Origin of the sequence: Streptomyces sp. ISL-100, assembly GCF_018614615.1 — a bacterium.
Taxonomy (GTDB): Bacteria; Actinomycetota; Actinomycetes; order Streptomycetales; family Streptomycetaceae; genus Streptomyces.
This window is the reverse complement of sequence record NZ_JAGGOK010000046.1, coordinates 41,737-54,485: the sequence shown is the minus strand read 5'-3', so window position 1 is coordinate 54,485 and position 12,749 is coordinate 41,737. Positions and strand designations below refer to the sequence as shown.

Annotated in this window: 10 protein-coding genes and 1 pseudogene; 5 read left to right on the top strand and 6 right to left on the bottom strand. The window is 71.8% G+C overall.

All coding sequences use genetic code 11. The annotated features are described in order from the left end of the window. Positions 1-87 precede the first annotated feature (87 nt). From J7E89_RS20730 to J7E89_RS20715, 4 genes are all read left to right on the top strand, one after another. Complete coding sequence (locus J7E89_RS20730) at positions 88-639, top strand: hypothetical protein (RefSeq protein ID WP_214975686.1); 552 nt, start codon at positions 88-90, stop codon at positions 637-639. Further along, entirely contained in the window at positions 636-920 is a 285-nt protein-coding gene (locus J7E89_RS20725; protein WP_214975684.1) for a hypothetical protein, read from the top strand. Before J7E89_RS20730 ends, J7E89_RS20725 begins: the two co-directional genes overlap by 4 nt. Beyond that, entirely contained in the window at positions 917-1,567 is a 651-nt protein-coding gene (locus J7E89_RS20720) for a nucleotide exchange factor GrpE (RefSeq protein ID WP_214975682.1), read from the top strand. Before J7E89_RS20725 ends, J7E89_RS20720 begins: the two co-directional genes overlap by 4 nt. A 159-nt stretch (positions 1,568-1,726) precedes the next feature. Beyond that, the gene (locus J7E89_RS20715) at positions 1,727-4,228 is read left to right on the top strand and encodes an Hsp70 family protein (protein WP_214975680.1); all 2,502 of its coding nucleotides are present in this window, start codon (positions 1,727-1,729) and stop codon (positions 4,226-4,228) included. A 212-nt stretch (positions 4,229-4,440) separates the two neighbouring features. Here the strand turns inward: J7E89_RS20715 and J7E89_RS20710 are convergent. Then, positions 4,441-5,102, bottom strand: a pseudogene (locus tag J7E89_RS20710) (nucleotidyl transferase AbiEii/AbiGii toxin family protein). After that, positions 5,099-5,461, bottom strand: coding sequence for a hypothetical protein (locus J7E89_RS20705; RefSeq protein ID WP_214975678.1), 363 nt, complete (start codon positions 5,459-5,461; stop codon positions 5,099-5,101). The pseudogene J7E89_RS20710 and the gene J7E89_RS20705 overlap by 4 nt, the downstream one beginning before the upstream one ends. Before the next feature lie 30 nt (positions 5,462-5,491). On the opposite strand from J7E89_RS20705, the gene J7E89_RS20700 reads away from it, so the two are divergent. Next, positions 5,492-5,707, top strand: a complete 216-nt coding sequence (locus tag J7E89_RS20700) for a hypothetical protein (RefSeq protein WP_214975676.1) — start codon at positions 5,492-5,494, stop codon at positions 5,705-5,707. A 20-nt stretch (positions 5,708-5,727) separates the two neighbouring features. On the opposite strand, the gene J7E89_RS20695 is transcribed toward J7E89_RS20700, so the two are convergent. The 4 genes from J7E89_RS20695 to J7E89_RS20680 are packed head-to-tail and all read right to left on the bottom strand — an operon-like array spanning position 5,728 to position 12,716. Then, complete coding sequence (locus J7E89_RS20695) at positions 5,728-6,432, bottom strand: YcjF family protein (RefSeq protein WP_214975674.1); 705 nt, start codon at positions 6,430-6,432, stop codon at positions 5,728-5,730. A gap of 52 nt (positions 6,433-6,484) precedes the next feature. Then, a complete protein-coding gene (locus tag J7E89_RS20690; protein ID WP_308315545.1) occupies positions 6,485-7,687 on the bottom strand; it encodes an AAA family ATPase in 1,203 nt (400 codons plus the stop codon). 5 nt (positions 7,688-7,692) lie between these two features. Then, positions 7,693-9,576, bottom strand: a complete 1,884-nt coding sequence (gene drmB / locus J7E89_RS20685; protein ID WP_214975672.1) for a DUF1998 domain-containing protein — start codon at positions 9,574-9,576, stop codon at positions 7,693-7,695. Further along, on the bottom strand, positions 9,573-12,716 hold the full coding sequence (locus J7E89_RS20680) for a helicase-related protein (RefSeq protein ID WP_214975670.1): 3,144 nt from the start codon (positions 12,714-12,716) through the stop codon (positions 9,573-9,575). Before J7E89_RS20680 ends, drmB begins: the two co-directional genes overlap by 4 nt. Between the last annotated feature and the right edge of the window lie 33 nt (positions 12,717-12,749).

The window sequence follows — 12,749 nt, the reverse complement described above, 5'->3', positions numbered from 1 at the left end:
GCGGACGCGGTGCGGGACCTGCTGCGACGCGATCCGGACTGGGCACCAGCCCGGGAATGGCTTAGAGACCATTACGCCGGGCAGGCCGTGGCCGCCGCGTCCGACGGGCGTGCGTCAGCAGCGCGGTCCGCCGTACGCAGCATGCTCCGGTACGGCGGCGGCGAGGGCCCGTGCGGGGAGGAACGCGTCGACGGCATGCTCGTCGACCTCCTGCTCGACGCGGCCCGTCCCCGCGGAACCGAAAGCACGCGGGCCGCGATGGAACGCCGCGTCGACCTGTTGAGCGCGACCGTCGGTGTCGCAGGCCCGGACCGTGGCCACGTCAAGGAGCAACGCGACGCGGCGGTACGCGAACTCGCCGAGCACCTGCAGGCTACCGCGTCCCCGTCGGACGTCATCGAGCTGTTCCTGCGGGACCTGATGCGGACCGGCGTGAGCGCGCGCTACGACCAGACCGTGCAAGCCGCCTATCTGCACCGCGCCGCGGCACGCGAGGAGGCGGGCGACATCGGCGGGGCGCAGCGCGACCGCGTGTGCGCGGAACGGATCGGTGCCGGACTGCCGGACCAGGGCCTGCTGTTCGGCCCCGCCCGCGGCCGTCGCCGCCACCACGACTCCGGACAGGGAGCCCTCTTTTGACCGTCGACGAGCCCGATCCGGGCGCCGGGGACGCCGTAGCGCCCCCGGTTCCTTGGTTCGGCCCCACGCTCCACGAACTCGTCCCCGGCGCAGCGCCCGGCACCCGGGCCCCGGTCCTCCGTAAGCAGACGGCGCAGGCCATTGCCGCAGCCCGGCGGGATCCGGTCAGGCAGGAGCGCATCCGCCGGGCCGACCAGGCCTCCCGCGGTGCCGTCGCCGCCCTCGTGGCTGAAATGCTCACCCCGCCCCTGCACCGCCACGACACCGAGGAACTCCCGTGAACGGTCCCGTCCCGGCCGCCCCCGCCGGCCCGCCGTCCGAAGTCGACAAACTGCGGCGCCGGGTCGAGGCGCTGTGCCGCAAACGCGACGAGGTCGAGGCCCGGCTGCGCGCCCTGTTGTCCTCCCTGCTGCCGCTGGACGACCTGCTCGCCGACACGCGCCGCCGGGCCGGCGCCCTGCACGAGGCGCGATCCGCCCGCGAGGCGACCTCGGCCGCCGTCGCGCTGAGCGAGCAGATCGAGGCGGCGCATCTGATGCTGCGCGGCGAGCTCGCCCGGCACGACGTCAGACCGATGGAAGCGGTGGGCAGGGCCGTCGACGCGGCGGAGATGCGGGTCGTCGGGACGGAAAGTCATCCCTCCGCCCCGGACGGCACGGTGCTGCGGGAGAGGCTCACCGGCTTCCGCCTGGGCGCGTCCATCTTGCGCCCCGCACAGGTGGTCGTCGCCGTGCCGGGCCCCGCACCGGAGCCGGAGCCGGAGCCGATTGTGCCGGCCGAGGACGGCCCGGATCCGGCGGCGTCCGGGGCGGCACCGTCCGACGGCGGGCGGGCGCAGCCACGGCGTACCACCCGCTCCCAGCGGCGCCTGCCGCGCAAGCCCTCGGCCGGGCGGGGGCGTCGCTCCCGCCGCTCCCGTCGCGCCTGACCCGGCGAGCGCGCTCAGGCGGCGCGCCCGCCACCGTCCGCAGCACACCGGACGGGTCACGGGCACCCGACGGCCCCCGCCCGGCACCGCACGCTCGTACCGCGCCCGCACCGCACCTCCCACGTCCCACGCCTCACGACGATCAGGAAGCAACCTTCCATGCACCGCACTCTCGGCATCGACCTCGGCACGACCAACTCCGTCACGGCCTGGCTGCACGACGGCGCCCCCGCCGTGCTGCCCAACCGGCACGGCGACCAGTCCACCCCCTCGGCCCTCGGGATCGACTCCCACGGCTTCCTGCTGGTCGGACACGAGGCTCTCAACTGGCTTGCCGCGGCGCCCGGTTCCGTGATCACGGAGGTGAAGCGGCTGATCGGGCGGCGCTGGAACGACGAGCTCGTGCAACAGGCGCTCAAGGCGCGGCCCCACGATGCGCCGCCCGTCCGGGCGAGCGCCGACGGCTCGGTGGAGATCCGGCTCGGCGAGCACTACCTCTCCCCGGTGCAGGTCTCCGCCATCCTGCTGCGCCGGCTCAGGGAGGACGCCGAGAGCGCCGCGGGGGTGCAGTTCCGGCGTGCGGTGATCACGGTGCCGGCGTACTTCGCCGAGCCGCAGTACGACGCGGTGCGTGAGGCGGGGCGACTGGCCGGTCTCCACGTGGCGCGGATCGTGCCGGAACCGACCGCCGCCGCGCACGCCTTCGGCGTCAGACCAGGCGAGAACGGGACCAAGGAGTACGCCACCGTGCTCGTCTTCGACCTGGGCGGCGGCACCTTCGACGTGTCGCTGCTGACGATCGGTCCGGGTTACTTCGCGGTGGACAGGCTGGGCGGGGACAACCTCCTCGGCGGCGCCGACTTCGACGCGCTGCTCGACGGGCATCTGCGCGACCAGCTCGGCGGGCGCGACCACGACGGCGAGGCAGACGCCTTCCGGATCCGGGCCGCCGCCGAGCGTGCGAAGGTCGAACTGTCCTCACGGGACGTCTCCGAGGTGGTCCTCGCTCCGCTCGGCCGCCAGGGCGGATCCTGGTCCGGGTCGGTGCGGCGCACGGTCTTCGAAGGGCTCCTCGCCGAGCACCTGCGGCGGATGCGGGAGACGGTCGAGTCGGTGCTGAAGGAGGGCGAGGCTTTGCCCGAAGACGTCCAGCACGTCCTCCTGGTGGGGGGCTCCACCCGCATCCCGGCCGTCCGGCGCGACCTCGAAGGCCTCTTCGGCGAGGACACGGTGTCGCACACGGTGGATCCCATGATGGCCGTCGCCCACGGCGCCGCCGTGGAGGCCGGTCTCCTCGGCACCCTCGACTGCCCCGCCGAGACCTGCACCGTCGAGGGCATTCCCGTCACCGCCGACGTCTGCCCGGGCTGTGCCGCGCCGCTGCTCGGCACAGCCACCGTCGACTGCCCGGTCTGCCACGTCCCCGCCCCCGAGCGCACCGCCGCCTGCCCCGTGTGCGCCACGGAACTTGCGGGAGTGTGCGCGGCCGCTCCGGCAACCACCGTGAGCGAGTGCCCGGAGTGCGGCCGGGCCGACAACCCCGCCTCGGCAATCGCGTGCCTCGACTGTGACGCGCCGCTGGACGCCGGCGGCCTGAAGTGCCCCGGCTGCGGAATGGTCAACGCCGCCGGTCTCAGCACCTGCTCGTTCTGCGGCGGCGACTTCGGCACCGCCGTCGCCGAACAGGTCACGGCGCAGCACATCGGACTCGAACTCACGGACGGCACCGTGGAGGTCCTCTTCCCCGGCGGCACGCACTACCCGACCGAATGGCACCGGGTGGACACCCTCGCGGTGCGGGACTACAGCGGCGGATCAGTGCGGTTCAACGTCTGGGAAGGGCCACACCTGCGCTCGGCTCAGCGCAATGAGTTCTGCGGCGGTTTCGTCCACGAGCGGACCGGCGGACACCGCGGAGACGTACCGCTTACCCTTCAGGTACGGCTCGACGCCGACCGGACCATCGACCTGAAGTACCGCGTCGGCTCCGGCGAGTGGCACGGTGCCCGGCTGCGGCGCAGCATGGTCTCCGCCGCCGTCGGCCGGAAGGCGGCCGAACTCCACGCCCGCTACGCCGACTTCCTGGACACCTGGGGTCCGGAGGTCACCCGCGCCGAACGCGACGCCCTCACCGAGGCCATGGCGGATTTGGCCGCCCTCGGCAAGGGGGAGACCGTGGGCCGTTCCCTGGACGGGCTGCTGGACTCGGCCCGCGACACCCTGGAGCTGTGCACACGGGCCCGAAATGCTTCCGCCCGGGCGACGGTCGCCGCCCGGGGCGGACGCGGACTGCTGCCGCCACCGCTGCTGGAGGAACTGAGGGACGCCTCGGAGGCGGTCATGGACGCGCGCAGCGCCATGGACGCGGACGCGATGCGGGCCGCCACGGAGCGGGCCGAGGACCTCTGGACCGGGCTCGACCCGGCGGTCCGCACCTCGATCCTCACCATCCGCCTCGCCGAACAGGACTCCTACCCGGTGACCCTCCGCAAGGAGGTCCTGGCCGCCCGCGACGCCCTGCGCAGCACGGTCGACCGCGGTGACCAGGCCGCCCAGGACACCCAGTTCGTACGCCTTGGACGCCTTGCCGAACAAGGCCGCGGCCAGTTCGCGGAGGTGAGCATGCCCTCCGCCGGGAGCGTACTGCCGTCCAGGCGGTGACAGGCTTCGGTATCCGGTGCGGTGCGGGCCTGGTCGGTCCTGCACCACGCATCCCAAGGGGCCTCGGGTCACCCTGCCTCACCCGTGCAGCCCTTCCAGCCGACCACTGGAACACCGTCCCGTAGCCGCCCGGCGGCAAGACCGTCCGGGCCGAGCTCCTCGACACCATGACCAGCGCGTGATCACGCCGACCGGAGAGGGGTACGGCCTCGTCAGGCGTTCTCGTCGTGGATCCGCGCCCCCAGGTCCTCCGCCCACCCCAGCGCCCACGTCTTGAGCTCTTCGATCTGGCCGGGGGGGTGAGCCCGTACGCGGCATAGTCCTCGTCCTCGTACCAGTCCGCACCTGTGAGCCGGTCACGGAGGTCCTCAAGGCTGAACTCGTCTTGGGCACGGCGACGGCCCAGTGATTCGAGGTCGGCGGTGGAGCGGTGGCGGGAGGCGGCCTGGACGTCGATGAGGTCGCGGACGGTGCCGCGGTCGGCGAGGGCGCGGACCTTGGTGCCGATCACGTCGTCGAGGGAGAGGACGGGGCCGTAGGGGGTCTGGGCAGGCGGGGCCCAGAACGCCTCCTTGAGGACGTCGACCTCGCACTCCTCGCCGGTGTCCGGGTCGGTGACGAGGAACCGGCCGCTGAGCGGGTCGGTCTGGACATGGGTGGTCCGCCAGCCGCGCGCGGTGAGGCCGGCTGTGAGGGAGGCGACGATCTCGTCCATCGGGGCGGGGTTCTCGGTGGCGACGTCGAGGTCGCGGCTGAATCGTTCGACCAGGCCGTGGGCCTGTACGGCGTATCCGCCGGTGAGGACCAGAGGAAAGGGGGAGCCGAGGTCGAGGATGTCGGCGAGGAGACGCTCGTGGAGCGGGGTGAGCTTCACGCGGCGGTCGCGTCGGCCGGAGCAGTACGGGGCAACTCGGGGAAGGCGTCCTCCCAGACCTCGCGGATGTAGGGACTGACCAAGCGACGCAGAACGGGCCACTGCTCGGCCAGCAGCCGGTGGTGGAGGAAGGCCGCCAGGTCCTCGCGCGGCCCCTCGGCGAGGACGGTCCGGTAGAGCGTCATGCGGGACTTCGGGCGGTCCAGGCTGTAGCTCGTCCGCCCGGACCAGACGATGTGGAGCGGCAGGTCAACGGTGCCCTCGACGGGGCCGGCCAGCTCCTGCAGGCGCTCGGGCAGCCGGCTGCGGTAGCGGTCCCGCAGCACCTCGGCGCGGCGGGCGGTGGTCGTCGCATCCATGCATCCAGTATCGCTCCTAGGGGCGGCGGCATGGGCGCATCTCCTGAACGAGGACGCCCGGGCGACTTCCGCGCGCTCCTCACCGAGCGGCGCGGCGCTCCCGTGCCCGACGAGCTCTGGGAGGAGGCCCGACGCCATCTGCTCGGGCGCATCACCGACCTGCTGCACGCCCTGGACGTCCGGGCCGGCCGGGACGCCCCCGCCCCGTTGCGGACGGCGGTCCAACGGCCTGCTCACCGCCGGTAACACCAGATCGAAAACCGACGTTACGGAGTCGAATCACCCGAGCCAGGAACGAAGGGCACCTCGTGCCCACGATCATCGCCGGCCCAGCTCGACGGGGGCTGTCCGAGGAACGCACGTGCGGACTTGATCGTCGGCCACCCGAGGGCGAGGTGGCCGGTGATGCCGAGCGCGGCACCGACACCAAGGGGCACCAGTTCGCTCAGCACCAGGACCCCTCGCTTGGTCCCGTACTTGGTAACGAACTGCGGACGCAGCACCTTGTTGGCCCGGTTGATCGCGCTGCTGGGGGTCGCATATACGATGCGCCGTGCCCAAGAGGGGCCGGCATGCTCGATGACTTTGTCCAAGCCACGCACCGCTTCGCGGCCGAGGAGGACGGTCGAGACCAGGAGCTCGCGTCGCTCGAAGTCCTCAGGATGCAGGCCATGAACCTCGGCCAGCGACAGCAGGTAAAGCACTGACGCTTCGGTGAAGCCCATGACATCAGCCAGAGCCGTCGGGATCTTGGCGCCTGGCACTATCGCTGTCACGCCGGATACTCCTCCGGACTTGGCAATGCAGCGACGGTAGGAACGATCCAACCGACGGATCAGCTCCTGTGGTGTATCGCTGGGGTTTACTCGCCGCAGGCGCTCGACGTTCTGCCTCGCCGACGCCTGCTGAGCGACCAACCCCTTGTCGAGAGCCTGCTGGACCGGGCTCTTTGCGTCATCGGCCTTGCTCATTGGGATTCTGGTCCTCTCGGATCGCGAGCGCCTCGCGGGCGTCTTCGCACGGTCAAGCCTGAAGCGATTGCTGATGGTGCGGGTGGGAACGTCGATTCTGGAATGCGAGGCCATCAAGGCGATTGGGGGCGGACAGCCGCAGTCGCGCCATCACCGCATCTGCACCCACCCGTCCAGCCCCTCCAGATGCCTCGGCAACCGGCTCCCCTGCCAGCCCAGCACCAGCCGCTGCCGGGCGCGGGTGATCATGACGTAGTAAGCCATGCGCAGGGTCGCCGCCGTGGGGTCGGTGGCGGAGTCGGACTCCGCGTCGGCGATGACGGCGGTGTCGAAGTCGAGGCCCTTGGCGCTTGCGCGGTGGACGACTACGACGCCGGGGCGGGCGAGGTCGAGGTCGCGGTAGCGGCCGGAGGAGGCCGCCGAGCTGGGGCTCGTGGGCGAGGCTGGCCCGTTCCAGGCGCCGCATCAGATCGGCGGCGGTGCCCAGGGAGTTGACGATAACGCCGATGCGGTCCCCCGGGTGCCGAGCCGCCATGGTGGTGATGTCGTCGGCGAGGTCCTTGGTGCCGGAGTAGTGGCGGACCACAGGCAGGATCCCGCTGCGGAAGGGGATGTCGGGACGAGTGCCGCCGGTTCGGAAGTGTTCGGCGAGGGAGGCGATCTCGCGGGTGTTGCGGTGGTTGCCGGCGATCTCGACGCGTCCGGTGGAGCGGCCGAGGGCGTCGGTGATCTCGGTGAGGGTGGAGTTGGTCTCGGTGAGGCGCTGGCACTCGTCGGCGAACACCGTGACGGAGGCGGCGGCGAGGCGGGCCATCTTGTAGAAGCCCGGGGACATGTCCTGGCCCTCGTCGACGACGAGGTGGGGGGTGGCCGCCTCGTTCTCGCCGAGGGTGGCGGCGGCCTGGTGGGTGAGCGCCGTCCAGTCGAACCAGCCGTCCTGGGTGCGCGCTGCGCCGTATCCGAAGTGGCGCAGGACCCAGCCGTGGACGGTGGCTGCCTCGACGGGTGCGCCGGGGGCCGTGAGGCCCTGGAGGGTGTCGCGCAGGAGCTGACGCAGGAGGTTGGAGCGGGACAGCAGCAGGGTGGGGCGGCCGGTGAGGGCGAGGTGGACGGCGCGGTGCACGGCGAGCATGCTCTTGCCGCTGCCGGGCGGGCCGCTGACGACATGGTTGCCCGTCAGCGGCAGGGCGTCCAGGCAGTCGCGCTGGGCGGGGGTGAGATCGGGGTGGAGGACGGGGGCGTTCGCAGCGGTCACAGGTGTCATCCCAGGGCGGTGGCGGCCGCGTACTCGCGGCTCGCGGTGAGGACGTCGGTGAAGTAGCCGGGGACGCGGGCGGAGCCGACGACCAGGGCGCGGTCGAGGAGGGTGTTGCCGGTCTGGCAGCTCGTCTCGGGCAGCAGGGTGCATGCGTGGCAGGCCGCCCGGTTGAGGTTTCCGAAGCCCTGGCCGGTGTGCTCGGCGCACAGCGGGTCGGCGGAGCACCAGGCGGCAGCCTCCAGCATCCGGATCAGCGTCTCGGTGAAGTGCGGTGCCTCGCCCTGCCGGACCAGGCCGCCGAGAGTTCCTTCCGCGTCACCGGCGGCCGTGTAGATCAGCAGCCCGCGTTGGCCGTACTCGGGGCGGCCGTACACGCGCTCGCGCAGGCTTGCGGTGGTGTAGCCGGAGTCGAAGGAGAGCTGACGGATGAGCAGGTGGGCGAGCGTGTGCAGGAGAAGGAAACGGGGGGAGAGTTCGCTGCCGGTCGTCTCTGCGAGTTGTTCGTCGCGGAACGACGCGTCGAGGTCCGTACGGACACCGTGGACGTGGGCCCGCACGCGGGGGTCGTTCTCCCAGGTGGTCAGGCGCTGTTCGTCGAGGGTGAGGACGATGCCCTCGCCGTAGACCTCGGTCGCGGGGAGCCAGCGCAGGCGGCCGCTGGTGTCGGCGGGTACGAGGGTGCCGCCCGGCGAGTGGCGGCGGAAGCCGGTCAGCGCCCGCACCTCGCGCAGGCGGTCGACGAGGACGACGCCGTCGATGTGCGCGTCGAGGGTGGCCCAGGGCTCCTCCTTCTCGCCGTCGAGGCCGAGTCCGCCGCGGCGAATCGCGAACTCCTTGATGCATTCCGGGAGTTGGGTGGCGTCGAAGGCATACCACTCGTCGCGGCTCAGGTCGATCTTTCCGGACTTTCCGGGCTCCGGCCGGTCGGGGGGCGGCGGCGCGGGGGCGCCTGTAGCCTCCGCGACGAGCTGGTCGATGAGGCTGTCGGAGGCGTCGGTGTCCTCCTTGATCATGCCGCGGAAGGTGTCGGCCCTGGACGTGCCGAGTGCGTCGAGCAGGAGCGGCCAGTAGCCGTGGCCCAGGACCGCCTCCGCCATGTTCTGCTCCGCACGCGGGGCTTCGGCGGTCTGAGGGATGTCGAGGGCCGAGTAAACGACCGGGTAGTAGACGTTGCCGGCGGTGCGCTGCACGATGTGCACCTGCTGGCCGCAGGAAGCCCTCGCGTCCCAGTGCTGCCAGGGGTTGCGGCCCGAGCAGCGTCCGCCCTGGGGACCAAGGACGTCGAGCAGGTCGCGTTCGGCGCCGCAGGGCTTGCCGCCCTGCCTGGTCGCTCCACAGCGCACCGAGAGCGCTTCGAGTCCGGAGGCGCGGTCGGCGACGCGGAAGCTGAGCCGGCGTGCCTTCCAGGCGTGCTTCGACTCGAAGCAGGACTCCCGCAGTTCGGGCGCGAGCTTGAAGTGGGCCCAATACCACCAGTCGACGTCGTCGAGGTGTCCGTCCGGGCAGATGCGGACGAACCGCATCGGGGTGAGGCGGGGTGCGGCGGCGCAGGACGTGCAGACGGGCGGCTCGCCCGGCTTCTCGTTCTCACGCAGAAAGCGGACCATGGCCCGGCAGGAGCCACAGAACAGCCAACCGGGGAAGCGCACATAGGGGACACCCGGGCAGTCGGGCTTGTCGTAGCGGTCGTTGAGGGTGTGGGGCGCGGCGAAGAAACCCGTCACGCCGAGGCGGGCGGCGAGTCGTTCGGCGGGGACGGGGGTCTTCAGCCCCGGCCAGTTCTCGATGCCGGCGGCGACGAAGGACTCACCCTGGACGTCGAGTACCGCGCCCACGCCGAACGGCAGCACAGTCTGCGCCTGGCGGACCCGGAGTTTGCGCTTCACTTTCCTGCTCCCGTCACGGTGATCTGGCACTCGCGGTCGACGCTGCGCATGGAGTTGAGGGTCTCCCACAGGCCGTAACGCTGTTCGAAGGCCTTGAGCAGGTTGTGCTGGCCCTTGCCCTGGCTGCGGTAGTAGAGGTCCTTGCCCTCAGCGGCGGCGGTGTCGGCCTGCCGGTACCAGTCGTCCAGGAGGTAGCCGAGTTCCGCTCGTACGTCGGCGCGTACGGCGTCGGCTCCCGTGGCGCCGCGCTCGGCGGTCGCGGCACGCTCAGCGAGGGCGTCGGCGATCCGCCCTGCCTCTTCCTTGTGGTCGGTGATCCGTCCGGCCCGGTTCTCGGCGGCCAGGCCGAGCCGGTGGCGAACCAGGATGACGAGCGCGGCGTGCAGGGCGCGGCGGCGCGCGGGCAGGGACCAGGGGGTGACGCTGGCGGGTTCGACGTAGCGGTAGAGCGCCCGGTGGTAGTCCATGAAGGTCTCGTAGTGGGACCGGTCGCGCGGGCGCGTGGCGTTGAAGTAGGTGACGACGAGTCCGGGCACGTGGTGGCGGCCGACGCGGCTGGTGGCCTGGATGTACTCGGCGGTGGTCTTGGGCTGGCCCTGCATGAGCATGTACGCGAGCCGCTTCACGTCGACGCCGACGGAGAGCATGTTGGTGCACGGCAGGAACGACACCGACCGGGGGTTCGTCCAGGGCTTTTCGAGGCGGTCGAGGAGGATGGGCTGATCGGCGCGCTTCACGCTGCTGTCGAGTTGTTGTACCTGCTCGCCGATCAGCTCGCGCGTGCCCGCACCCTCGTCGAGGCCGCGGAGCTGGGCGGGGATGTCGTCGCCGGCCGCAGTGACGGTACGGCCGAGTTCCCGCAGGCTGTGGTGGTAGGCGACGAGCGTCCAGTAGTCGTCGCGGTGCTCCTCGGGGAGCTGGTGGACGCCCTGGAGCATGGCCGCCGTGGTGGCGACCGCGCCGCGGCCCGCCGTGTGGCCCTGCGCCATGACGCCGAGGTAGAGGCGGCCGGGGCGGCCGGTATCGGGGACGGCGAAGTAGCTGTCGCGGGCATCGAGTCCGGACGGCGGGAAGAGCTGGACGTCCTGGTGGTGCAGGGCGCGGACCTGTTCGGCGGAGCGCCGGATGGTGGCCGTGGCCGCGACAATCTTGGGCGGGCGGCTGTCCGGGCCGGTGCACAGCTCCAGAATGGCCGCCTCGTAGAGGCCGACCGTGGTGCCGAGTGGTCCGGTGAGCAGGTGCAGCTCGTCCTGGATGATCAGGGACGGAGGCCGGTTGCCAGTGCCGGCGCCGAAGAGGGTGCCGGAGCCGGGCTCCCAGGCGAGCCGGGCGAACTTGTCGACGGTGCCGAGGACGAAGGTGGGCGGATCCTCGTAGAGATGCTGGTCGACGACTGCGACGGGCAAAACGTCGTGGAAGGCGCAGGCATCCCGGGTGCAGTAGAAGGCGAACTCGTCCGTCTCGGCGCGGACTCCGTAGTCGGAGCGGACACTGGACCGGGTCGGCGGCAGGATGCGGGTGCCGCACCACGGGCAGCGGTCGAGAATGAAGACGTCCTCAGGGTGGCTGGCCTCGCGCTGCTCGTCGAAGGCGTCCTTGGCCGCCTGAAACTTGTTCGGGGTGGTGGTGTCGCCGACCCACAGGCCGATGGTGATGGGTTCGCCACCGAGGCCAAGTCCGGGTTCGGTGCGGCGAAGGTGCTCCAGGGCGCAGATCGTGGTGGCGGCGCGCTGGAACTGCTGGGTGGTGAGCAGACTGAGGGTGTAGCGGCTGAGCACGGTGGTCCCGCCGCCTTCGCCCCGGATCCGGCGCAGGGCGATGGTGAAGGCGGCCAGGAGCAGATACGCCTCGGTCTTGCCACCACCGGTGGGGAACCAGATCAGGTCGGTGGTCTCGCGGTCGTGGTGTCCGGGGTCGGCGACGCCGTCGAGGGCGAGGAGGAAGAAGGCGAGCTGGAATGGGCGCCAGGTGGCCTTGGGGTCGACGGGCGGGTCGAGGGCCACGGGATCCGCGCGGTGGCGCCGCTGACCAGCCTGGTCGGGGGCGGAGTGCCGCATCTGCAGCAGCATGGTGCGCTGGGCAATGCGGAAGGCGTCGAGGAGCTCGGGCCGGTCGCGGTCGCACAGGGTACGCACGCCGGCCTCGATGCGGGTGACCGCCTGGCGGACGCGGTCGAGGATCCGCTCCGCGGCTTCCCGGCCCCAGGGCGGCACCTCGACGGATCGCTGACCCACGTACCAGGCGTGGTACGAGGCGGCGAACTCGGCGAGCTCCTCGCGGAGTTGGTCCCTGCCGACGGCCGGGTCGGCCAGGTGGGAGATCGTGAGCGCGGGGGCGTCGAGCGGGCCGCCGGCTCGGATGGCGGGTACCTCGGCGCGTGGCAGGGCTTCGCAGGCGAGGAGTTCGACACCGCCGTCCTCACCCCGGTCCTCGCGGACGGCGCAGCCGTGGCCGACGGCATGGGTGACGACGTGCCGGTATTGAAGGCGCAGTTCGCGTTCCTCGGGATCACGACTGGCGAGCCGGACGCTGGGATACGGCAGCACGGCGCCATCGGCGGGGCGGACGGCGAGTCGGCACTGGAACAGCATGTCGTCCCAGTCCGGCGCCTTGTCGTCGGCACCGTCGTGGTGTTTTTCGTTGACCAGGGCCACGGTGATAAGGGTGCCCGCGCCGTAGGAGCGGCGGGTCAGCTGGATCTTCGCGCGGCCGTCGAGGACGAGCACCTCCTCCCGGTCGGGGCCGATCGTGTGTGTCTCGGGCATGAGGGGGACGCGCTTCCAGCTCCGCCCGCGCCCGGGTTCGTTCCGCTGCGTCTCGTAGCGGGCGGCGGCACAGCTGACCTCAACGTCTACAGCATCGGTGTAGAAGCTGATGCCGAGGGACGCAGGCAGCCAGCTGTTGGTCTCCGGCACGGGGTCGGGGGCCGGGTCCACGTCGGGGGCGTCCTGCTCAGCACCGGGTGCCTCGGGGTCGTCGGCGGCGAGGTCGAGCCGGCGCCGGCGGTCCGCCTGTTGCGGGTAGAGCGTGCCCATGAGGTACTGCCGGTCCGGCGGCGCGTCGAGCACCTCGTCGTCACCGCCGACGGGGCCGACGAGCTGACGGGTGAGGTAGTCGACCAGCTCCTGGCGCGGGTCCATGTGCGGAGTTCCTTCGGATCAGGGATGGGTATC